Annotated in this window: 20 protein-coding genes; 14 read left to right on the forward strand and 6 right to left on the reverse strand. The window is 62.1% G+C overall.

Going from position 1 to position 22,154, the window contains the following annotated elements; genetic code table 11:
• A partial coding sequence (locus CAF73_RS19750) for a general secretion pathway protein GspC (RefSeq protein WP_139834855.1) occupies nt 1-343 on the reverse strand: 343 nt, incomplete at its 3' end.
• Nucleotides 344-475: 132 nt separating this feature from the next.
• Between CAF73_RS19750 and gspH the strand changes: the two genes are divergently transcribed.
• A complete protein-coding gene (gspH, locus tag CAF73_RS19755; protein ID WP_085703557.1) occupies nt 476-928 on the forward strand; it encodes a type II secretion system minor pseudopilin GspH in 453 nt (150 codons plus the stop codon).
• On the forward strand, nt 925-1,533 hold the full coding sequence (locus CAF73_RS19760) for a prepilin-type N-terminal cleavage/methylation domain-containing protein (protein ID WP_085703558.1): 609 nt from the start codon (nt 925-927) through the stop codon (nt 1,531-1,533). The genes gspH and CAF73_RS19760 overlap by 4 nt, the downstream gene beginning before the upstream one ends.
• 153 nt (nt 1,534-1,686) lie before the next feature.
• Here CAF73_RS19760 and CAF73_RS19765 read toward each other — a convergent pair whose 3' ends face one another.
• From CAF73_RS19765 to CAF73_RS19775, 3 genes are read right to left on the reverse strand one after another with little or no spacing between them, the layout of a single operon-like run.
• Nucleotides 1,687-2,625, reverse strand: a complete 939-nt coding sequence (locus CAF73_RS19765; RefSeq protein WP_085703658.1) for a DUF4880 domain-containing protein — start codon at nt 2,623-2,625, stop codon at nt 1,687-1,689.
• Between the two features lie 33 nt (nt 2,626-2,658).
• Nucleotides 2,659-3,210: an RNA polymerase sigma factor gene (locus CAF73_RS19770; RefSeq protein WP_011334580.1), complete on the reverse strand. Its 552-nt coding sequence runs from the start codon at nt 3,208-3,210 to the stop codon at nt 2,659-2,661.
• Entirely contained in the window at nt 3,207-3,881 is a 675-nt protein-coding gene (locus tag CAF73_RS19775; protein WP_085698339.1) for a secretin and TonB N-terminal domain-containing protein, read from the reverse strand. Before CAF73_RS19775 ends, CAF73_RS19770 begins: the two co-directional genes overlap by 4 nt.
• A 195-nt stretch (nt 3,882-4,076) precedes the next feature.
• Between CAF73_RS19775 and CAF73_RS19780 the strand changes: the two genes are divergently transcribed.
• Nucleotides 4,077-4,391: a hypothetical protein gene (locus CAF73_RS19780; RefSeq protein WP_085703559.1), complete on the forward strand. Its 315-nt coding sequence runs from the start codon at nt 4,077-4,079 to the stop codon at nt 4,389-4,391.
• A 410-nt stretch (nt 4,392-4,801) separates the two neighbouring features.
• Here CAF73_RS19780 and CAF73_RS19785 read toward each other — a convergent pair whose 3' ends face one another.
• On the reverse strand, nt 4,802-5,242 hold the full coding sequence (locus tag CAF73_RS19785) for a carboxymuconolactone decarboxylase family protein (protein ID WP_007959341.1): 441 nt from the start codon (nt 5,240-5,242) through the stop codon (nt 4,802-4,804).
• Nucleotides 5,243-5,552: 310 nt separating this feature from the next.
• On the opposite strand from CAF73_RS19785, the gene CAF73_RS19795 reads away from it, so the two are divergent.
• From CAF73_RS19795 to CAF73_RS19810, 4 genes are all read left to right on the forward strand, one after another.
• Nucleotides 5,553-6,989, forward strand: a complete 1,437-nt coding sequence (locus tag CAF73_RS19795; protein WP_085698336.1) for a PLP-dependent aminotransferase family protein — start codon at nt 5,553-5,555, stop codon at nt 6,987-6,989.
• Nucleotides 6,990-7,109: 120 nt separating this feature from the next.
• Nucleotides 7,110-7,403 carry a putative quinol monooxygenase gene (locus CAF73_RS19800; RefSeq protein ID WP_085698335.1) on the forward strand — a complete coding sequence of 98 codons (294 nt, stop codon included), beginning with the start codon at nt 7,110-7,112 and terminating at the stop codon, nt 7,401-7,403.
• 254 nt (nt 7,404-7,657) lie between these two features.
• A complete protein-coding gene (locus tag CAF73_RS19805; RefSeq protein WP_085703561.1) occupies nt 7,658-8,059 on the forward strand; it encodes a cupin domain-containing protein in 402 nt (133 codons plus the stop codon).
• 241 nt (nt 8,060-8,300) lie between these two features.
• Complete coding sequence (locus CAF73_RS19810; protein WP_085703562.1) at nt 8,301-9,014, forward strand: ATPase; 714 nt, start codon at nt 8,301-8,303, stop codon at nt 9,012-9,014.
• A gap of 116 nt (nt 9,015-9,130) precedes the next feature.
• Here CAF73_RS19810 and CAF73_RS19815 read toward each other — a convergent pair whose 3' ends face one another.
• Nucleotides 9,131-14,017, reverse strand: a complete 4,887-nt coding sequence (locus tag CAF73_RS19815; RefSeq protein ID WP_085703563.1) for an NAD-glutamate dehydrogenase — start codon at nt 14,015-14,017, stop codon at nt 9,131-9,133.
• A gap of 517 nt (nt 14,018-14,534) precedes the next feature.
• Between CAF73_RS19815 and CAF73_RS19820 the strand changes: the two genes are divergently transcribed.
• The 7 genes from CAF73_RS19820 to CAF73_RS19850 all read left to right on the forward strand — a co-directional run bounded on the left by CAF73_RS19820 (nt 14,535) and on the right by CAF73_RS19850 (nt 22,011).
• Nucleotides 14,535-14,888: a hypothetical protein gene (locus CAF73_RS19820; RefSeq protein ID WP_085698331.1), complete on the forward strand. Its 354-nt coding sequence runs from the start codon at nt 14,535-14,537 to the stop codon at nt 14,886-14,888.
• A 280-nt stretch (nt 14,889-15,168) separates the two neighbouring features.
• Nucleotides 15,169-16,128: a MoxR family ATPase gene (locus CAF73_RS19825; RefSeq protein ID WP_007913915.1), complete on the forward strand. Its 960-nt coding sequence runs from the start codon at nt 15,169-15,171 to the stop codon at nt 16,126-16,128.
• A 5-nt stretch (nt 16,129-16,133) separates the two neighbouring features.
• Nucleotides 16,134-17,078: a DUF58 domain-containing protein gene (locus CAF73_RS19830; protein WP_085698330.1), complete on the forward strand. Its 945-nt coding sequence runs from the start codon at nt 16,134-16,136 to the stop codon at nt 17,076-17,078.
• Nucleotides 17,075-17,572, forward strand: a complete 498-nt coding sequence (locus CAF73_RS19835) for a DUF4381 domain-containing protein (protein WP_085698329.1) — start codon at nt 17,075-17,077, stop codon at nt 17,570-17,572. Before CAF73_RS19830 ends, CAF73_RS19835 begins: the two co-directional genes overlap by 4 nt.
• On the forward strand, nt 17,565-18,644 hold the full coding sequence (locus tag CAF73_RS19840; protein ID WP_085698328.1) for a VWA domain-containing protein: 1,080 nt from the start codon (nt 17,565-17,567) through the stop codon (nt 18,642-18,644). Before CAF73_RS19835 ends, CAF73_RS19840 begins: the two co-directional genes overlap by 8 nt.
• The gene (locus CAF73_RS19845; protein WP_085703564.1) at nt 18,641-20,374 is read left to right on the forward strand and encodes a tetratricopeptide repeat protein; all 1,734 of its coding nucleotides are present in this window, start codon (nt 18,641-18,643) and stop codon (nt 20,372-20,374) included. Before CAF73_RS19840 ends, CAF73_RS19845 begins: the two co-directional genes overlap by 4 nt.
• Complete coding sequence (locus CAF73_RS19850) at nt 20,371-22,011, forward strand: BatD family protein (RefSeq protein WP_085703565.1); 1,641 nt, start codon at nt 20,371-20,373, stop codon at nt 22,009-22,011. The genes CAF73_RS19845 and CAF73_RS19850 overlap by 4 nt, the downstream gene beginning before the upstream one ends.
• Nucleotides 22,012-22,154: the final 143 nt, after the last annotated feature.

Here is a 22,154-nt window from a genome sequence, read left to right on the forward strand (position 1 = left end):
CCCCATCCCCCTCCACCGCCACCAACTTCACCCCAGGACTCACCCGCTCCCCCTGCAAAAAACTCCTCGGCGGCCCGTCGTTCAAACTCAAAATCGCCACCGCCCCACGACTCCCCGCCATCACGCCACTGACCTTGATCTCCACCGGCGCCGTGCGGTTGGAAAACCACTGCAACGCCGGGTTATCGCTGCGCGCCGCGAGCAGTTGCGGGGTGGCGGCCGGGGTGTGGGATTCGGCGGTGGTCAGGAGCAGGGATGACCAGGTGGCGATGCCGACCAGGGCGGCCAGCAGTGCGGCGGCCTGGATGATTTGGGGGGGTGAAAAGCGTGCGGTGTATCTCATGGGCTGAATCTCCTTTTAGTCCCGGTGACCAGACTACGCGGCAATTCTCACGGTTTTATTTCACACGCCTTACATGTTGGCCGTGCAGGATGGTTTTTTGGGACGGGCTGGACGCAAGGGAGTGCGCATTCGATGAACCGGAGCAGGCAGCAGGGTTTTACGCTGATCGAGTTGATGGTGGTGCTGGTGATCATCGGGATCGCCAGTGCGGCAATCAGTTTGAGTATCAAGCCCGATCCGTTGCAGTTGCTGCGCAAGGACGCCGAGCGCGTGGCGCAGTTGCTGCAGATTGCTCAGGCTGAGGCGCGTGCTGATGGGCGGCCGATTGCGTGGTTGAGCGATGGCAAGGGGTTTCGGTTCAGTCGGCGCAGTGACAGTGGCAAGGGTTTTGATCATTTCGAGCGGGACCCGCAGTTGCGGCCGCGTCCCTGGCAGAGTCCGAAGCTTGAGGTGCGGGTGGAGCCGAAGCAGAAAGTGGTGCTGAACGCGGAGTGGATCAATCCGCCGCTGCAGTTGACGCTGTCTGACGGGCTCAATCGGTTGAGTGTGCTGCGCGATGCTTCGGGCCGGATCAGCGTGCAATGAACAGACAACAAGGTTTTACGCTGATCGAGGTGATGGTCGCGATTCTGTTGATGGCGGTGGTCAGTCTGATTGCCTGGAAGGGGCTGGACAGTGTCACCCGCGCCGACAGCCATTTGCAGGCCAGTGGTGAGCAGAGCGACAGCCTGTTGCGGGCGCTGAATCAGATGCAGCGGGATGTGGAGATGCGTGCCGGGATCGAGCTGACGGAGCCGAAGAAGGTCGGCACCGAGGATGAACCGGCGACGGCGCCGCCTGCGCTTACGGTGCGCAGCAGTGACAGCAAGGGGTTTCGGCTGGACATCATTCGGAGCGCGGCGGATCAGCCGGGGGCTTTGCAGCGGGTTCGGTGGTGGCTCAAGGGGGACACGTTATATCGCGCGGTGGCGCCGGCGCGCAGTCGGTATCCGTTGCCGGCGCCTACGGCTGGGGTGGCGGTTTTGAGTGAGGTGAGTGATTTGCAGGTGCGGGTTTGGGAGATGGACAAGGGGTGGCGGCAGTTGAGCGGGAATCGGCGGGAGGATCCGTTGGGGTTGGAGGTGCGGTTGACTCGGGAGACGGCGCAGGGGGTGGAGAAGTATCGGCAGGTGATGGGGCCGCTCCAATAACTGGGTTCTATGTGGTCCCTGTGGGAGCGAGCTTGCTCTGGGCGGCGATCCGACGAAGGGGGCTTCACATCCGACATCTCATTGCCTGAACTACCGCTTTCGCGAGCAAGCTCGCTCCCACAGGTTCTATGGCGTTTATGGGGGTTGTGTTAGTTAGCTGAGGACTACGACGCCGCCCGGCAGTTCGGTGCATTTGACGCCGTAGGCATCGCGGATCAATGCGCCTACGCCGGCCAGTTGATCGAGGGAGAAACGTGCTTGTACGCGGCGCTGGCCGAGTTCGCGGTTGAGCAGCAGCAACATGCCTGGGCGGTAGCGGTTGATCTCGTCGATCATCTGGCTGAGGGTCGTGCCGTTGAACACCAGCACCTGTTGACGCCAGTTGCTTACTGCGGCGGTGTCGACGCTTTGTACGCTGCCGACCCGTTGTGCGTCGTAGGTCAACTGCTGGCCCGGTTCCAGTCGCAGACTTCGGCCTTCGACTTCCACGTCCACCGCGCCATCGAGGCACGTCACGCACACCTGTTGATCGAGGTTGCGCAGGTTGAACCGCGCCCTGCTCGCCCGCAACCAGCCGCCACCGGCCTGCATCGCCATCGGCAGGCGTGCGGTCCGCACTTCGACTTCGCCGCTGACCAGTTCAAAACCCTGCACGCCCTCATCCACCGAACGCTGGTTGATGCGGGTCTGGGTGTTCAATTCCAGGCTCAAGCCATCGGCCGGTTCGACCCGACGTTGCTGGCCGACTTCGGTGATGTAATCGGCGCCAAGGCCGGAGAATCCGCCGGGTATCGTGCCGCGCACCAGCAAGAACGCCGCCGACGCGGCAATGGCGCCGCCGAGAAAGGCCCGTCGCCCGAACCGTCGTGGTGCCTGCAATTCTTCCGCCGCCGGTTGCAGCAGATGCCACAACGCCTTGCACTCTTCGAAGGCGCGGGCGTGTTCGGGGCTTTGCGCGCACCACTGGCGCAGCGCTCGGGCGTCGGCGACCGTGGCGCGGCCGGAGGTCAGCAGGATCAGCCAGTCGCGGGCTTCGCTTTGCAGACGCTCGGCAGGCGTGGGCTCGGCAGGTGTCAGACGGAAGATGTTCAAACGCACAGGTACTCGACGGGTTGATCGGGAGCTTCATTCACTAGACGGTTTTCCGGCCCCGCGACCGAACCGCTGAAACACTTTTCTTTCCAGTTTGGCCGCGCAGTGTCCGAGGGCTGCCTTGATTTCCTTCTCGACCATGCGTGTGGAGATGCCGAAACGCTGGGAGATTTCCAGGTGCGGCGCTTCTTCCAGCCTTGCGGCGATGAAGATTCGGCGCCGCCGCGCGGGCAGTTCGTAGAGGGCGCTGAGCAAGGACTGGATTTCCTTCTGGCCGCCGACCACGCGCATCGGGTCCAGCGCTTCGTCGCTGACTTGCAGCAGTTCTTCGACTTCGCTGCCGGTGAGCAACCGCGCATCAGCCTGGCGGCGGTCGGCGGCGATGTTCAGGGCCATGCGATAGAGGTAGGCGTTGGGCCGCAGCAGGTTCGGCGGCGCTTCCATGCGGTCGACCCGCAGGTAGGTTTCGTGCAGCACGTCGTTGGCCAGGTCCTCCGAGCCGAGACGGCGTCGCAGACGCACCCGAAAGTCCTCGTAGGACGTCAGGAACAGCTGGACCATCGAACTTTGTCCGGCGTCTTTCATCCCCCGGAAACTCCTTCCCATTGTGTGCATTCCATGCGCTTTCCTGACGATTCGGGTAACAACAGCAACGTGACTGGCTGGCGCAATGCGCCGGGTGTGGGCCGGTCGATCTTGAGCGTGTGAAAACTGTCTACCAGCGCGGCATCGCGCCGAACATCGCCGGTCGATGTCACCAACCGGTTGTGCTGCACCACGCCGTCGCGACCGATCCACAACTGCAACACCGCGCGAAAACTGCCGGGCCGGGTCAGCGGCGAGCGGCACAGGTTGCGCTCAATCGCGGCCTGCACCGCCGTGGCGTAGCTGCGGTTGACGGCTGCGCTGGCGGGGGTCGGTTTCTCCGCCGGCAACGGCACATCCTCGACTTGCGCGACCTGCAAGGTGAACGCGTCGTCGCGGCTGTACTTGGCCATCAAGCCGCTGCCGCCGAGCATCCGGCGCAACGCTTCGGCAGCGGTGAATTCGCCATCCACCGCCAGGGAGCGGCGACCGCGACTCAACTGGCTGTCGACCAGCACCGCCATGCCCGTGGCGCGGCTGAACTGATCGAGGGCACGGGCCAGTTCCTGGGCCGGGATGTGCAGCGTCATGCGCATCGTCGCCGGCACCGGGTCGGCGCTGGCGCGGCTCAAAAACAAGCCAAGCAGCAGCCCCAGACAGAGCTGGCGCATGAGCGCTGAGCGCGCAAATTCCTCCCTGGCACGGCCTCGCTGCACGGCTGATGCACCCCTGAAAACCGTCATCCTGAGGGCTGTTTATGAATCTGGTGTGACGGCCACTGCAAAAAAACCATCACGGGATCGGCGCCGCCGTTGCACTAGACTCTTGAGTCAGAGCGGCCCCTTCGGGCCGGCCAGGAGGCAGGCATGAAATCAGTCTGGAAAGTCGCCCTCGGCGGATTGTTGCTGACGGTATTTAGCGCTGCACACGCGGAGGAGCCGCTGGGCTGCGTCGAGGTGACGGTGGGTGGCTACAAGGCGCCGAATTACGACTGCCTGAGCCAGCAGATGGGCAACAACCCCGACGGCGCGGCGGCTGCGCAGAAGAATCAGGAAGCGATGAATGTGCCGGTCAACAAGCGCCCGCCGAATCAGGTGGGACTGGCGACGCCAGCGGCCACCAGTACGCGGATGGGCAATACGTTTGGCACGTCGGTGAAACCGCAGCGCCCGCCGAATTAGCTTTGATCGTTCCCACGCTCCCGCGTGGGAATGCAGCCTGTGACGCTCTGCGTCACTGGACGCGGAGCGTCCCTAGAGGCATTCCCACGCGGAGCATGGGAATGATCAAAACCACAGCTACCGAACCAGATTTCACCTGATCATTCCCACGCTCCTGCGTGGGAATGCAGCCCGTGACGCTCCGCGTCACTGGACGCGGAGCGTCCCTAGAGGCATTCCCACGCGGAGCATGGGAACGATCAAAACCACAGCCACCGAACCAGCTTTCACCTGATCATTCCCACGCTCCCGCGTGGGAATGCAGCCCATGACGCTCTGCGTCACTGGACGCGGAGCGTCCCCAGAGGCATTCCCACGCGGAGCATGGGAACGATCAGCGTGTAGGGGGCGCAGCGATGGATGGCTTGTGATCAATCGCTGGGAATCTGACGGAAGCTCACCGCCAACCGATTCCAGCTGTTGATGGTGCTGACGGCCATGGTCAGATCCACCAGTTCGGTCTCGTTGAACTGTTCCCGCGCCTGCTGGTAAACATCGTCAGGCACCCGGCTATCGGCCAGCAGCGTGACAGCCTCGGTCCAGGCCAGCGCCGCACGCTCGCGCAGGTTGAAGAAGCCGCTGTCGCGCCAGACCGCAATGGCGTAAAGCCGTCGATCCGTCTCCCCTGCCCGCCGTGCTTCCACGGAGTGCATGTCGGTGCAGAAGGCGCAGCCGTTGAGCTGCGAGGCGCGGATCTTGATCAGGTGCAGCAACGGCGGTTCGATGCTCAGGCTGCTGGTCAGCGCTTCCAGGGCAATCATGGCTTTCATGGCTTTGGGTGAAGCGCTGTAGTAATCCAGACGCGGGGACATGGTCGGGCCTCGGGCAGCATAAGAGTGATTTCACGGTAAGCGCTGATGCGCCAGCGTTACAGCCCCAATTGCACGGAAAACCGGCAGACCACTGATCCAGGCAAAACACGAAACCTGTGGGAGCGAGCTTGCTCGCGAAAGCGGTGTGTCATTCACCTTTGACAAGGGCTGAACTGACGCCATCGCGAGCAAGCTCGCTCCCACAGGGTTTTGCGCCAATTTGGGGGATTTGCACTACGCAACTTCTGCCGATACCGCATTCGGGGGTAATCTGGCCGACACTTCAGTCGCCCCCGGGAGCCCCGTCGGTATGGAACTTCATGTCGTGATCAACGGCCGCAAGGATCTGGCCGGTCAGTTGTACCAGCAACTGCGCGGCGCCATTGAGTCCGGGCGTCTGGCTGCCGGCACGCAACTGCCGCCGAGCCGTCTGCTCGCCGAGCAATTGGGGATCTCGCGCAAGACCATTTCCGACACTTACGCGCAGCTGACTTACGAGAATTTCCTCACTGGCGTCATCGGCAAAGGCACTTACGTCAACGCCCGCTCGACGCCGGTGCAGCGCAAGCAAAGCCATTCCGAGCTGGCCAGTTCCGAGGTGATCGAGAGCTGGCGCAATCTGCCGGTGTTCCTGCGCCATCCGACGCTCGAAGGCTCGCTGCGTTACGACTTCATCGGCGGCGCCACCAGCAAGGGCCAGTTTCCCCAGGATGACTGGCGCCGCTGCGTCTCTCATGCCCTGCGGCAGATGGCCAATTCCAAGGGTTTCTACAGCGTGCCGGAAGGCCTGCCGGCGCTGCGCAATGCGATTGCCCGGCACATCGCGTTTTCCCGTGGCGTGAACTGTCAGGACGAAGACATCGTGGTGTGCAACGGCGCACAACAGGCGCTGGATCTGATCACCCGCGTGTTGATTCGCCCCGGCAGTCTGGTGGCGATGGAAGATCCCGGCTATCCGCCGGCGCGGCTGCTGTTCGGCACTCACGGGGCGACGGTGGTCGGCGTGCCGGTGGATGCCGAAGGCATTCAGGTTGAACGGATTCCCGAGGGCACGCGGTTGATCTACGTGACGCCATCGCACCAGTTCCCGCTGGGCATGCCGATGAGCCAGGCGCGGCGCGAAGCCCTGCTCGAACGGGCCTATGAACTCGGCGCGATCATCATCGAGGACGACTATGACAGCGAGTTCCGCTACGAGGGCCGGCCCACCGACTCGCTACACAACCTCGATCAGCGCGGTATCGTTGCCTACGTCGGCACCTTCTCGAAAACCCTGTTGCCGGAGCTGCGCCTCGGCTACGCCATCCTGCCGCCGGCAATTCTCGAAGCGGTGATCCGCGCCAAGCAACTCACCGATTTGCATGCCTCCACCCTGCCCCAATGGGCGCTGGCCAAGTTCATCGCCGAAGGCTGTCTGCTCAAGCACATCCGCCGCTGCCACACGATTTATGCCCAGCGCCGTGAACGGATTCTCGCGCGCATGGCCACTGACCTGTCGCCGTGGCTGGAGGCCGTGCCGCCCAGTGCGGGGTTTCACATGGCGGTGTTCTGCAAGGTGCCGATCGACTTGCCGCTGGTGATCGAACTGGCGAAAAAGGTCGAAGTCGGGCTGTACGCCATCAATGGCTTCTATCACCAGCAACCGGCAAAAAACGGGATGTACTTCGGCTTCGGTGCTATCGAAACGCTGGACATCGACATCGCGCTCGACCGCCTGCGCGACATTCTGCAACAGGTTGTTGGTTAGATTGGACTAAATGATTAACCGCCGATTGGTTATTGGTGATCCGGCGGCGCAGGCCTATTCTGCACAAGCGTTATCCCTCAATGAGCAGGATTCGTCCGGCCTGATTCAGGAGTGTGAGCAATGTCCAACGAAGTGATCAACACCGTACAGGTGCAGGCTGCCGCCGGCCGATCGGAGGAGCTGGGCAAGCAGTTGCAGAAGATCGTCGAAACCCTGCGCGAAACGCCGGGCTGCGACTCCTACCTGGTCGACCGCTGCCCCGAGGACAGCCACCGCTGGACGGTCAGCGCCCGCTGGCAGTCGGAAGCGGCAATGCAGGCGCATTTCAATCGCCCGGAAGCCCAAGGCTTCATCGACCTGATCGACAGTCGTCTGGCCAATAGCGTGGATTTCAACAGCTTTCCTATCGTCTGATCCGACGCCTTCGTCGGAACGCCGCCCGGAGCAAGCTCGCTCCCACAGGGTTTCGTGCAGTTCACTAATAATATGAACGACACAGAACACTGTGGGAGCGAGCTTGCTCGCGAAGGCGTCATGGAAAGCACTGACATTCTTGAATCGAGCCCCCTGATATTGGTCACCTGAACTTCCCGAATATTGGCGGTGTGAATGGCCCGGATCGGGGACTACTGTGAAAGCCGACTCCCCCACTTCACTGGTGACCCGCCATGAAACTCCTGCACATTTTCGCCGCCGCTCTCGCCCTGTCTGTTTCTGCCGCCGCCATGGCCCACGACGCCTCCGAGAAAATCTCGGTCCTCCAGGACCAGATGCTGAAAGACGTCCCCGGCAAAAAAGCCATGATGATCGAAGTCGATTACAAACCGGGCCAGTCTTCCATCGCCCACAAACACGACGGCACGGCGATGGCCTATGTGCTCGAAGGCGAAGTGACTTCTCAGGTCAAGGGCGAACAACCGATCACCTACAAGAAGGGCCAGTACTGGTACGAGCCGGCCGGTTCCGAACATCTGGTGTCGAAAAACGCCAGCAAAACCAAACCTGCCAAGTTGCTGGTGTTCATGGTGTTGTCGCCAGACGAGCAAGTGCTGATCCCATTGAAAAACTGATGGTTGTTCAAGCAGCCATAAATAAAAGGCGCAAATGATTGATTTGCGCCTTTTTTATTACTCGCGGCAATTAATCAAAAACGCTTACAGCCAATAAAACTATTGCATGACAGTCATTCAGCAAATTGTCAGGTTGTTTTCAGTTTGGCGGGAGTAGTCTGAGGCAACTGTCGCCGGTTGCATTTAATCAACCCCGACATCTCTGACTTTCCGACTGAAGTTGCTTCACGGGAGACTCACCATGAAACTTGCCTTTGCCAGTACCTTGGCGATATCGGTTTTAGCGTTGTCAGCCTGTTCTGTTCCTACCGCCCCGAAAGCGGTTTCCTCCCTCGACACCCTGTTCACCCAACCGGTGGGTCGCAGCAGCGCCACCCAGGTCAAAAGCGGCCCCGGTGTCTCGCTGGGCGTCGTCTACAGCCCGAGCACCCAGACCAACCGCGAATACCTGCGCGACTACCAGGCCAACGCCGGCACCGGTTTTGGTCAGAGTCTGCTGGTGCAGCCGATTCATGACGCCTACGTCGCCACTTCAAAACCGGACATGGCGGTGGATTGGGTGAAAGCCTCGCTGCAACGCCAGTTCGGCTCAGTCACGGTGTACCCGGACATGCAGAGCCTGCGTGCGGCGAATCCGGATGTGGTGGCGATCGTCGATACTCACAGCCAGTTGATTACTTCACGCAGTTCGGACATCAAGGCCGATGTGAGTGCGGATTTCTATGACGGCAAGTTCAACTATATCGGGACGGCGAAAGGCTCCGAGGCGAAAGAGTTGACGCCGATTTGGGCGGACTTCAAGCGTTCGGAGGAGATTGTTGCGGATATTAATCAGCAACAGGAAGTTCAGGTTCGGGCGTTGCAGAAGTTTGACCAGTCGCTCAGCAATTTACTGACCAGACCGGCAGATAAAGTGTCGATGCTTGATAACAAACAAACACATAACTTGCAGTGAAAAACAGGGCCTAATCGACTTGCCAGCGATGAGGCCGGATCAAACAACACAAATCCAGCCGCCATGAAAAAGCCCCGGCATCTCTCGATGCCGGGGCTTTTTCATTCAACGGTTACTCAAGCAAGCTCAAGCTCCGCAGTCGCCGCAGCAGGCACAACCGCCTGACCGCTCAGCGCCACGTCGTTCAGCTCACGGTTGGCCACCGCGTACATGGCGTAATCGGTGCCGCTGGCGGCACGGATTTCCACCAGCATGGCGCGCCAGCGTTCAATCATGGCGTCGTTTTGCTTCATCCACAGTGCCAGACGGGTTTCCACGTCCGAATCACCGCCGCCGGCTTGCAGAACGGCGATGGTGATCGCGCGTTGCTGCCAGTCGACGTCGTCGCGGAACGCTTCGCGGGCCAGGGCTTGCCAGTTGTTTTCAACCGGCAAGGCGCTGATCTGCGAAATGTACCAGGTGATGTCCAGCGCGCTGCCCACGGCGAAGTACGCCTTGGCCACTTCGGCTGGATCCTGACCGGTGACATCGGCCGCTTCGATGATCGGCAGCAGCGTGTAGAGGTGGGTCGTACCCGCCACCATACGCGCCAGCAGTTCCGGTACACCGGCAGCCACGTAAGCCTGATAACGCTGTTGCCAGTTCTCGCGGATTTCGCCGCTCAGCAGCTCGTCCAGCTTCAGGCCCAGCTCTTTCAGGTGCGGACCGAAATGCGCGACGTCACGGGCAGCGTTCTGCTCGTTGCGGCGGGCACGCAGGAACCAGCGCGTAGCGCGGCGGCCCAGACGCATCAGCTCGTCCATCAGCTCCAGTTGCACGTCAGCGGAGACCTGATAGTCCAGCGCTTCGATCTGACGGAACCAGTGCGGGAGGTGGAAGATGTCGCGCACGATCACGTAAGCGCCCGCCACGTTCGCCGGGGTCATGCCGGTGGACTCTTTGAGTCGCTGAACGAAGGTGATGCCCATGTGGTTGACCAGATCGTTGGCGATCTGGGTGCTGACGATCTCGCGCTTCAGGCGGTGACGACGCATGGCTTCGGAGAACTTGCTGACCAGGGTCGGCGGGAACGCCGTTTCCATGTCGCGGGTCAAGTAGTCGTCGTCCGGCACCAGGGAGCCCAGCAGCTGCTCCTTGAGGTCGATTTTGCTGTACGAGATCAGTACCGACAGTTCAGGACGGGTCAGACCGTGGCCTTCGGCAACGCGTTCGGCCAGTTGCTCTTCGGTCGGCAGGAACTCGATGGCGCGATCCAGCTTGCCACGGGCTTCCAGGTCGCCCATCAGACGTTTGTACTCGGCGATGCGTGCGTAGGCACGACGGGCCGCCAGGGACAGGGCCTGAGTCTGCTTGTAGTTGTTGCCCAGCACCAGACCACCGACTTCGTCGGTCATGCTCGCCAGCAACTGGTTGCGTTGCTTGTCGGTCATGTCGCCGGCCTGAACCACTTCGTTCAGCAGGATCTTGATGTTGACTTCGTGGTCGGAGCAGTCCACGCCACCGGCGTTGTCGATGAAGTCGGTGTTGGAACCGCCGCCATTGAGACCGAACTCCACACGACCCAGTTGGGTCATGCCGAGGTTACCGCCCTCGCCCACCACTTTGCAGCGCAGTTCGTTGCCGTTCACGCGCAGCGCATCGTTGGCCTTGTCGCCGACATCGGCGTGGCTTTCGGTGCTGGCTTTCACGTAAGTACCGATACCGCCGTTCCACAGCAGATCCACCGGCGCCTTGAGCAAGGCGTTCAGCAGCTCGGTCGGGGTCAGCTTGTCGGCCTGGATGTCGAAGCGCTCTTTCATCTGTGGCGAGATGGCGATGCTCTTCGCGCTGCGCGAGAAGATGCCGCCGCCTTCGGACATGATGCTGGTGTCGTAGTCGGACCAGGCCGAACGCGGCAGGTCGAACATGCGCTTGCGCTCGACGAAGCTGGTGGCCGGGTTCGGGTTCGGGTCGATGAAGATGTGCATGTGGTTGAACGCAGCAACCAGTTGCAACTTGTCGGACATCAACAGGCCGTTACCGAATACGTCGCCGGCCATGTCACCCACGCCGACCACAGTGATGCTGTCTTCCTGGACATTGATGCCGCGTTCGCGGAAGTGACGCTGAACGCCAACCCACGCGCCCTTGGCGGTGATGCCCATTTTCTTGTGGTCGTAACCGGCCGAACCACCGGACGCGAACGCGTCACCCAGCCAGAAGCCGTAGTCGATGGCGATGCCGTTGGCGATGTCGGAGAAAGTTGCAGTGCCCTTGTCCGCCGCGACCACCAGGTACGGGTCATCGTCGTCATGACGCACGACGTTGACTGGCGGTACCAGTTTGCCGTCCTTCAGGTTGTCGGTGATGTCCAACAGGCCCGAGATGAAAATGCGGTAGCAGGCGATGCCCTCGGCCGCGATCTCGTCACGGCTGCCGCCCAGTGGCAGGCGACGCGGCAGGAAGCCGCCCTTCGCGCCCACCGGCACGATGACCGAGTTCTTCACTTGCTGGGCTTTTACCAGGCCCAGGACTTCGGTACGGAAGTCTTCTTCACGGTCGGACCAGCGCAAGCCGCCGCGAGCAACGTTGCCGAAACGCAGGTGCACGCCTTCGACGCGTGGCGAGTAAACGAAGATTTCGAACTTCGGAACCGGTTTCGGCAGTTCAGGGATCAAGTGCGGGTTGAACTTGAAGCTGAAGTACGACTTGTTCTGGCCGTTGGCGTCGGTCTGGTAGAAGTTGGTGCGCAGGGTCGCTTTGATCAGGTCAAGGTAACGACGCAGGATGCGGTCTTCGTTGAGGACTTGAACGTCGTCCAGCGCGGTCAGGATGGCCTGTTCCAGACGCTGTTGCTTGTCGTCCAGATCATCGCTGCCCAGCTTGCGGGCCAGATAGAAACGGGTCTTGAACAACCGGGTCAGTTCGCGAGCAATGTCGGTGTGGTTGTTCAGGGTGCTGGCGATGTAGCCGAGGTCGAAGCCCAGGCGGATCTGCTTCAGGTAGCGGGCGTAGGCACGCAGCAGCGCAACGTCGCGCCATGGCAGGCCGGCGGTCAGCACCAGACGGTTGAACGCATCGTTCTCGGCATCGCCACGGACGATGTGGACGAAAGCATCCTGCAGGGTGTCGTTGAGTTGCTGGATGTCCAGGTCCAGACCTTCGGCAGCGGTGAACGCGAAGTCGTGGATCCAGAACTCGCGGCCGTTGTTGTGGCGCAGGCGATACGGGAATTCACCGAGCACGCGCAGGCCGAGGTTTTCCAGAATCGGCAGCACGTCGGACAGTGCCAGCGGAGTATCGGCGTGATACAGCTTGCAGTGCAGCTCACGCGGGCCGGAGGCCAGCGGCTGGTAGAAGCTCATCGCCAGTGGCTTTTTCTCGCTCAGGTTCAGCAGGTGCTGCATGTCGACCACGGCCGAATGCGCAGCGAAACGCTCGCGGTAGCCGGCCGGGAAGCCTTTCGGGAAATCGGCCAGCACGTTGGTGCCGTTGGCTTCGCCGAAGGTTTCGACGGTCAGGGCGGCGTAGTCGTCCTGCCAGCTGCGGCAGGCCTGGATCACTTCGTTTTCCAGTTGCAGCGGGTCGATGTCGATGCGGTTTCTCGGGTCGACGCGCAGGATCAGTTGCACGCGGGCCAGCACGGACTCGGAGAAGAACGTCCAGAATTCGCAGTCGGAGGCTTTCAGACGCTCCATCAGCACTTGCTGGATCTTCTGGCGGACTTCGGTGGAGTAGATGTCGCGCGGCACGTAGGCCAGGCAGTAGCAGAAACGGCCGTACGGGTCTTTGCGCAGGAACACGCGGATCTTGTTGCGCTCCTGAATCTGCACGATCGACATCACGGTGCTGAACAGTTCGTCGACCGGGGTCTGGAACAGGTCGTCACGCGGCAGCACTTCCAGAACCTGTGCCAGTTCCTTGCCCAGGTGAGCCTTGGCCTGGAAGCCGGAGCGACGCTCGATCTCTTCGACCTTGCGGCGGATGAACGGGATGACACGCACGCTTTCGCCATACACCGACGAGGTGTACAGGCCCATGAAGCGGTGTTCCTTGATGACTTTGCCGTTGGCGTCGATTTCACGGATCGACACGTAGTCCGGGTAGGCCGGACGGTGTACGCGGCTCGGATGCGCGGCTTTGGCGAACGACAGCAGCGTCGGTTCACGCAGGTAGGCAACGGCGTAGTCTTCGATGTGGCGGTCTTCGTTGGTCAGACCGGTGCGCAGCATCTTGGTCAGGCCGAGGAAGGAGTTCTGGTCGTATTCGATGTGGCCGCCATCGGCCTGATCGACAACAGTGAATTCTTCGTAGCCGAGGAAGGTGAAGTGGTTGCCCACCAGCCATTCCAGGAAGCTTTTGATTTCGTTCTTTTCGTCGGCATCGACGGCGAATTCGCTGTTATCGAGCTTGGTGAGGATTTCCTGCACCTTGGCCTTCATCGGCTCGAAATCGGCGACCGCGACGCGGACTTCACCCAGGACCTGTTCCAGCTCCTTGGACAGCACATTCAATTCGGCCGCATTGGCGCAGCGGTCGATTTCCAGGTACATCAGCGACTCGTGCAGCACGCCTTCGCCGGTGGTGCCTTTTGGCAGGATTTCCAGCAATTCGCCCTTGTCGTTGCGACGCACGCTCAGCACGGTGGTCTGCAGGGTGTGGATGCTGTAGCCGCGACGGTTCAGCTCGGTACGCACCGAGTCCACCAGGAACGGCAAGTCATGGTGCAGCACTTCGACCGCGGTATGGGTCGACTGCCAGCCGTGACGTTCGTAATCGGGGTTGTAGACGCGCACTTGCGGTTGCGCGTGATCGAAGCGCTCAAGCAGGCGCCACGCAGAAAGAGTACAGCCAGCGAGGTCGGAGAGGCGACGTTGGGTCAGCTCGTCCAGGGAAATGATGCCGAAGAATTGTTCAGCGAACAGCGCCACTTGTGGCAGTGCCTGTTCACTGATGTGCTGCGCCAGTGCCGCTTGCAGTTGGTGCTGGAAGTCGGCTTTGCTGGCTGCGGTGAAGAACGCCATCTGTGGTACTCCGCTTGGGCTTGTTATTGATGGAAAGCGTCGCGTACAAAACCCCTTTCGGGGCGTTCCGTCGCCCTGTTCCTGAATCTCGGGCAGAGGAAACAGGGTGACAGGTGGGTGAAGCTGGACGAGACACTCAGGTCACATTCACCTTCCATGAATGGGCATCTGCAAAAACGACTGCCTGGCGCCGCTCGCGGGGCCATGGCAATGCCTTTACGGGTGCTCATCCGTTGCGCAGCTTAATGGGTGCGACAATGTGTCTGCTTGCGGTGCTGCGACATATTCGGTCATTGGCACGTAAACCAAGGCCTGCGCATCGGTAAACACTAGCATTCATGGGGCAGAACGCCGGTCTGAATGCCCGTTTTTACGGTACAGGCGTGCCCGGAATGACCATTGACCTGTGTCGCGTTCACGACACATCCTCTGACACTCTCACATGCAGAAATTCCCGAGGGCTGGCAGAATCGCGCCCAATTGCGACCAACAAACCCGCCGAGGCAGGAATTCCCCCATGCAAATGACCACCGCCCTTTTGATCGTCAACCCGTGCGACGACGAAGAAGACAACATGGCCATGCTCTGCTGCCACAGCGATAAGGGCGAAATGTTCCTGATGAGCCGCTACCCGGACGAGGACGAACTGGAGATCACGCTGGACGGCGAGCCGTCGACCCTCGACGGGGTCAAGGCCACCCTGAGCAAGACCCAGTTGAAGATCGAAATCGCGGCCGCGGATGCCGATGCGTTGAATGGCGATGATGTGCTTGAAATCACCTTCAACCCGGACATGGTGGACTTGGCTGAAGTCGAGGAAACCCTGAAGAACATTCTTGAGGGTACTGGCACCTTTATCAGCCAGATTTGAGGGTGTCCGCACTGGCCCCTTCGCGAGCAAGCTCGCTCCCACAGTGACCGCGCTCTGCCAGGAGAATATGGTCCATTGTGGGAGCGGGCTTGCCCGCGAAAGGGCCCGAAAGAACACTGCACTTCCCCCGCCCTACAAAATTCCAACAAATCCCCCGATCATTTCCCGCACTTTGCGCAAAATGCCGTTAGTCGCCACCCCCTGCGATGGATTAAAGTAACGCCCCCAGCCCCGGCGTTATCCGAACGCCTGTGGCCACCCTTTCCAGGAACAGTCATCGATGGAACATCGTGAAGCGCTGCTGGCGCTGCGAACCTTTCTTTCAACGCAGATTCTCGGCCAGGAAAAACTCATCGAGCGCTTGCTCATCGCCCTGCTCGCCGACGGCCACATGCTGGTCGAGGGCGCTCCGGGTCTGGCCAAGACCAAAGCGATCAAAGAGCTTGCCGAGGGCATCGAAGCCCAGTTCCATCGGATTCAGTTCACCCCCGACCTGCTGCCCGCCGACATCACCGGCACCGAAATCTACCGCCCGGAAACCGGCAGCTTTGTGTTCCAGCAAGGCCCGATCTTCCACAACCTGGTGCTGGCGGACGAAATCAACCGTGCCCCGGCCAAGGTGCAATCAGCCTTGCTCGAAGCAATGGCCGAGCGCCAGGTCAGCGTCGGACGCAGCACTTACGAGCTGTCGCCGCTGTTTCTGGTGATGGCCACGCAGAACCCGATCGAGCAGGAAGGCACCTATCCGCTGCCCGAAGCCCAGCTCGACCGGTTCCTGATGCACGTGAAAATCGGTTTCCCGGACGCTGCCGTCGAACGCCGGATTCTGCAACAGGCCCGGGGCGAAGCCCTGAACGGTGAAACCAAGCCCGAGCGCCGGGTCAGCCAGCAGGCGATCTTCGCCGCGCGCAAGGAAATTCTCGGTCTGTACATGGCGGACGCCGTGGAGGAATACCTCGTGCAACTGGTCATGGCCACGCGCAACCCGGCCAAATTCGATCCGGAAATGGCCGAGTGGATCGCCTACGGCGCCAGCCCGCGCGGCTCCATCGCCCTAGACCGCTGCGCTCGCGCCCATGCCTGGCTGGCCGGACGCGACTTCGTCAGCCCGGAAGACATCCAGGCCGTGCTGTTCGACGTGTTGCGTCACCGCATCATTCTGTCGTTCGAGGCCGAAGCCGCAGGCATCGACCAGGATCGGGTGGTGCAACGGATTCTCGACGTCGTAGCCGTCGCTTGACACCGATGAACGCCACCCTGCCTTCCGAACCGGGCATCCGCATCAGCCTCGCCGAGCTGATCGAGATGCGTCACCGCGTGCGCGAAGTGCAGCTGTTTTCCACGCCGAGCCAGCGCAGCCCGCTGATCGGCCTGCATCACTCGAAATTCCGTGGTCGTGGTGTCGACTTCGATCAGGTGCGGGTCTATCAGGCCGGTGACGACGTGCGCACCATCGACTGGCGCGTGACCGCGCGGACGCAGGAACCGCACACCAAACTGTTCCATGAAGAACGCGAACGGCCGATTTTCATCATGGTCGAGCAAAGCACGCGGCTGTTCTTTGGCTCCGGTCTGATGTTCAAGTCGGTGCTCGCGGCGCAGGCGGCGGCGCTGATCGGCTGGGCGGCGCTGGGTCACAACGATCGGGTTGGCGGGCTGGTGTTCGGCGACAACGAGCATTACGAAATCAAACCGCGCCGCAGCAAGCAGAGCCTGTTGCAGCTGCTCAACCGGTTGGTGAAGGTCAATCAATCGCTGCACAGCGAGCGGGAGCCGGATCGCGATGCGTTCGGCGTGGCGTTGCGCCGGGCCCGCGAAGTGCTGCGACCGGGCAGTCTGGTGATCGTGATCTGCGACGAACGCGCGCTGTCCGACAGCGCCGAGCAGCAATTGAGCCTGTTGTCGCGCCATTGCGACCTGCTGATGCTGCCGCTGTCCGATCCGCTGGATCACGCCCTGCCCGCTGCCGGGCTGCTGAGATTCGCCGAGCGCGGCGCGCAGCTGGAACTCGACACCCTGAATTTCGACCTGCGCCAGACCTACCGCGCCCAGGCCGAAGCGCGGATCGCCCGTTGGGAATTGCTCGCGCAGAAGCTGCGCGTGTTGTTGATGCCATTGAGCACCCAGAGCGAAATGGTCGAACAGATGCGCGAATTCCTTAACCCGCAACGTCCGGGGAAAGGTCGATGAACGGCCTCGAACAACTGCAACCGCTGATCTCCCCGCCACCGATTGCCTTCTGGCCGCCGGCGCCGGGCTGGTGGCTGCTGCTTTTGCTGGTGCCGGTGATCGGGTTTGCGGTCTGGCGTCTGCGGCGTTTCATTCCGATCAAGAAAAAACCGATCGTGCGCGCCGAACTGCCGCTCGACCCGGTGCGCATCGCCGCACTCGCCGAACTGGCGCAGATGCCCAAACCCTACGACGGCGCCCCGGCCGGGGCCTGGCTGCAGCAACTCAACGGCCTGCTCAAGCGCCTGTGCCGCAACCACTATCCCTATAGCCAGAGCCACACCCTCAACGGCCGTAAATGGCTGGCGTTTCTCGACAACCGTTGCCCCGCCGCCGGCCTGACCCGCTGGATGGTGCTCGTCGAAGGCGCCTACAAACCCGAGTGCAAACTCGACGACAAAGCCATCGCCGGCCTTACCCAGGCGGTCGAGACCTGGATTCGCAAACATGTTTGAGTTCGCCTGGCCGTGGATATTTTTGCTGTTGCCGCTGCCGTGGCTGATGCGCCTCGTGCTGCCGGTGGCCGACAGCGGCGAGCCGGCGCTCAAAGTGAGTTTCCTGGGCGACCTGGAAGGCCTCGCTCGTCGTCGCGCCCGGGCCAATCTGCCAGCGTGGCGCCAGCAGGCACCGTTCATGTTGCTGTGGTTGTTTCTGCTGATCGCCGCCGCCCGCCCGCAATGGCTCGGCGAACCGCTGCCGATTGCCGCCAGCGGTCGTGATCTGCTGGTGGCAGTGGACGTGTCCGGCTCGATGGATTTCCCGGACATGCAATGGAACGACGAAGACGTCAGTCGCCTGTCGCTGGTTCAGCATTTGCTCGGTGATTTTCTGGAAAGTCGCGACGGCGACCGGGTCGGTCTGATCCTGTTCGGCAGCCAGGCCTACCTGCAAGCGCCGCTGACATTTGACCGGCGCACCGTTCGGGTCTGGCTTGATGAAGCGCGGATCGGTATTGCCGGCAAGAACACCGCGATTGGCGACGCCATCGGTCTGGCCCTCAAGCGCCTGCGCATGCGTCCGGCCCAGAGCCGGGTGCTGATTCTGGTCACCGACGGCGCGAACAATGGCGGCGAAATCGACCCGCTGACCGCCGCCAAACTGGCCGCCAGCGAAGGCGTGAAAATCTACCCGATCGGCATCGGCGCCGATCCTGAAGAAAGCGGCGCCACGGCACTGCTCGGCACCAATCCGACCCTTGATCTCGACGAACCGGCGCTCAAGGCCATCGCCGACGTTACCGGCGGCCGCTATTTCCGCGCCCGCGATGGCAAGGAACTGCAAGCGATCAAAGACACCCTCGACCAGCTCGAGCCCGTGACCCAGCAGCCGACCCAGGCCCGCCCCACACAGGCGTTGTATCAGTGGCCACTGGCGTTCGCGCTGCTGTTGAGCATTCTGCTGGTTGCCCGCGTACTGTGGCCCGACAACCTGCTGCAGCGTTTTTTCACCAAGGAGTTGTATCTGCAAAGCCCCTTGCCTGACTGGCGCGACCGCCTCAAACGCCTGCGTTTGCGGAGGCGCCGATGATCGCCCTGTGGCCGCACTGGTTCCGCCCCTGGTGGCTGTTGCTGCTGCCGGTGCTCGGCTGGCTGATCTGGCAGCTCTGGCACCGGCAGAAACGCGCCGGTCGTTGGCAAATGATTCTGCCGCCGGCCTTCCACGCCACGCTGCTCAGTGGCGGCAGCGGTCGCGACAGCAAGTTGCCGTGGGTCGCCCTGAGCGTGGCCTGGCTGCTGACGATTCTGGCGTTGCTCGGGCCAAGCTGGGAACGGGTCGAACAGACCAGCCAGAAACCCGCCGACCCGTTGGTGGTGGTGCTGGAACTGACCCCGGAAATGCTCGCCACCGACTCGCCGCCAACGCGACTGGAACAGGCCCGGCGCAAGCTGTTCGACCTGTTGCAGGTGCGCAGCGATGCGCAGACTGCCATCGTCGTTTATGCCGGCAGCGCCCATACGCTGGTGCCGCTGTCGGATGACCTGGCGACCAGTCGCAATCTGCTCGACGCGCTCAAGCCTTCGCTGATGCCGGAAAGCGGCCACCGCGCGGATCTGGCGGTGGGCAAGGCATTGGCGCTGCTCAAGCAGGGTGCGTTGGGTCAGGGGCGGATTCTGCTGATTGGTTCTTCGCTTTCCGAAGAAGAACGCCAGGGCATTCGTCATGCGCTGAGCGGCCAATCGGCGCAGTTGTTGATGCTCGGTGTCGGCACCGCCGAGGGCGCGCCGATTGCTCAGGAGGACGGCAGTTTCCTCAAGGACGCTCAGGGCGCGATCCGCGTACCGCAACTCGACAGCCCTGGCCTTGGCGCGTTCCTCAACGCGGTCGGCGGCGAGTACCGCAGCGCACGCCTGGATGAATCCGATCTGGGCGACCTCGGCCTGCTCGACGGCCCGCGCAGCCTGCGCAGCGATGGCCAGACCGTGCGTCTCGACACCTGGGCCGATCAGGGTTACTGGCTGCTGTTGCCACTGCTGTTCCTCGCCGCGTGCGCCGGGCGGCGTGGCTGGCTGTTCTGCCTGCCGTTGCTGCTGGCATTGCCGCAACCGAGCTACGCCTTCGACTTCGAAGACCTGTGGCTGCGTCCCGATCAGCAAGGCCTGCATCTGCTCAAACAGAAGCGTCCGGCCGAGGCAGCGAAGCATTTCGAAGATCCGCAATGGCAAGGGGTGGCGTTGTACGAAGCCGGCGACTACAGTGGCGCCGCTCAACGTTTCGCCGAGGGCAATGACGCCCACGCCCACTACAATCGTGGCAACGCACTGGCCAAAAGCGGCGAGCTGGAAGCGGCGCTGGACGCCTATGAACAGGCTCTGGAACGTCAGCCGGATCTGCGTCCGGCGCTGACCAACAAGGCGCTGGTGGAAAACCTGCTGAAACAGAAAAACGCCCCGCCGCCGGCCGAACCGCAAGACAAACCGGCGCAGCCAAACCTACCGGGCGACGAACCACCACCGACTGCTCCGGCGCCAGCGGTCAAGAGCGAAACCCACAGCGAGCCGCAAACCGGCGAGTCCGCCAACGAGCCTCCGCCGACTACCCCGCCGCTACCGGGCGCCAACGAGTTGCCGGACAGCGAACCGGGCGAGGAACAGAACACACCGCCGCTGCTGCGCCCCAGTGAGGACAACCTCGAAGGCGAACAACAGCAGGCGCTGGAACAATGGCTGGGCAAGATCCCGGATGATCCGGGCGAACTGCTGCGACGCAAATTCTGGTACGAACAGCAACAACATCAGGATCAGGAAAACATTCGATGACCCGTTTCACCGCTCTCTTGCTGCCCCTGCTGATCTGCACGGCCACCGCCCAGGCGGCCGAGCTGACGGCCAGTGTGGATCGCAGTCGCCTGAACTCCGGCGAGACGGTGGAACTCACCCTCGAATCCAACGATGTCACGCAGTTCGGCAAACCGGACCTGAGCCCGCTCGAGCCACTGTTCGAAGTACGCGGCACACGTCAGGTCAACCAGTTGAACACGCTCAACGGTGACAACCGCGCCACCACTCGCTGGATCATTACCCTGCTGCCCAAACAGAACGGCAGCGTTGAAATCCCGCCGCTGAAACTGGGCGAAGTCGAGAGCCAGCCGATCACCGTGCAGGTGATCGAGAGTGACAACCGCGAAGAGAACAATGCCCGCGAACCGGTGTTCATCGAGGCCAGCCTCGACCAGACCAGTGTCTACGTGCAGGCCCAGGCCATCCTCACGTTGCGCATCTACCATTCGGTGTCGCTGTACGACGACAGCAGCCTGACGCCATTGCAGATCGCCGATGCCCGCATCGAGCAACTGGGCGACATGCGCACCTACGAAAAAGACATCAACGGCGTGCGCCATGGCGTGATCGAGATGCGCTATGCGATCTATCCGCAGCACAGCGGTTTGCTGAGCATCGCTCCGCAGACCTTCAGTGCCACACTGGTCGATACCCAGCCCACGCAGGACGCCACGGCGCAGGGGCCGAAGCCGGGCAAACTGATGCGCGTCAGTTCCAGCGCCACGTCGCTGACGGTCAAACCCAAACCGATGACCTACCCCAGCGATGCGCCGTGGCTGCCGGCCCGCAGCCTGAGCCTGAGCGAGAGCTGGAACCCGGAGCCGGAGCACACTCAGGTCGGCGACTCCCTGACCCGCAGCCTGACCCTCAAGGTCGAAGGCCTGGCCAGTTCGCAACTGCCCGCCCTGCCCGCCACCGAAGCCAACGGCTTGCGCCGCTACCCGGATCAACCGGTGCTGAACAACCAGAGCAGCGATCGCGGGCTGATCGGCAGCCGTGAAGAACGCGAAGCACTGGTGCCGAGCCGCAGTGGCTCGATCGAGTTGCCAACGGTGGACGTGGTCTGGTGGAACACCTTCGAAGATCACCTGGAACACACCAGCCTGCCGGCGCGCACCCTGCAAGTGGCGAACAACCCGAGCCTGCAAGTCGACACCCCGGCGGGCAACGCGCAACCGCTCAGCGCCGCCGACAGCGAAGCCTTGTGGTGGTGGAAACTCAGCACGTTCGTTCTCGCCTGCACCACCCTGCTCGGCTTCGGCCTCTGGTGGCGTGCCCGTTGGCAACCGGCGATCCTGCGCGCCGCACAAACCGGCCCGAGCCCCCGCACCCTGCTCGACGACATCAAACGCGCCAGCCAGGCCAACGACCCCCACGCCACCCGCCAGGCCCTCGACGCCTGGGCCCGTCAGCAGCCGGAAACACTGGCGGACATGGCGGCGCGGTTTGTGCCGCTGTCGGATGCGCTCGATGGTTTGAACGGCGCGTTGTACAGCGAGACCGGGCAGCATTGGCAGGGTGAGGATTTGTGGCGGGCGATCCGGACGATTCCGACGGCGGAGCGGGTGCAGGATCCGGTTGGGGATAGTGGGTTGCCGCCGCTTTATCCGAAGTAGGATCGTCCCCGGGCGTCGATCAGTCGGCACCTGTCTTTGAAATACCAAACGCCCGATGCGATGCATCGGGCGTTGGGGTGAAACAGGTGTAAACCTATTTCAGGACTAGAAAAATCAACGAACGAAAAGTGTACGTTGCGTTG

Source organism: Pseudomonas sp. B15(2017), from assembly GCF_002113215.1.
GTDB lineage: Bacteria > Pseudomonadota > Gammaproteobacteria > Pseudomonadales > Pseudomonadaceae > Aquipseudomonas.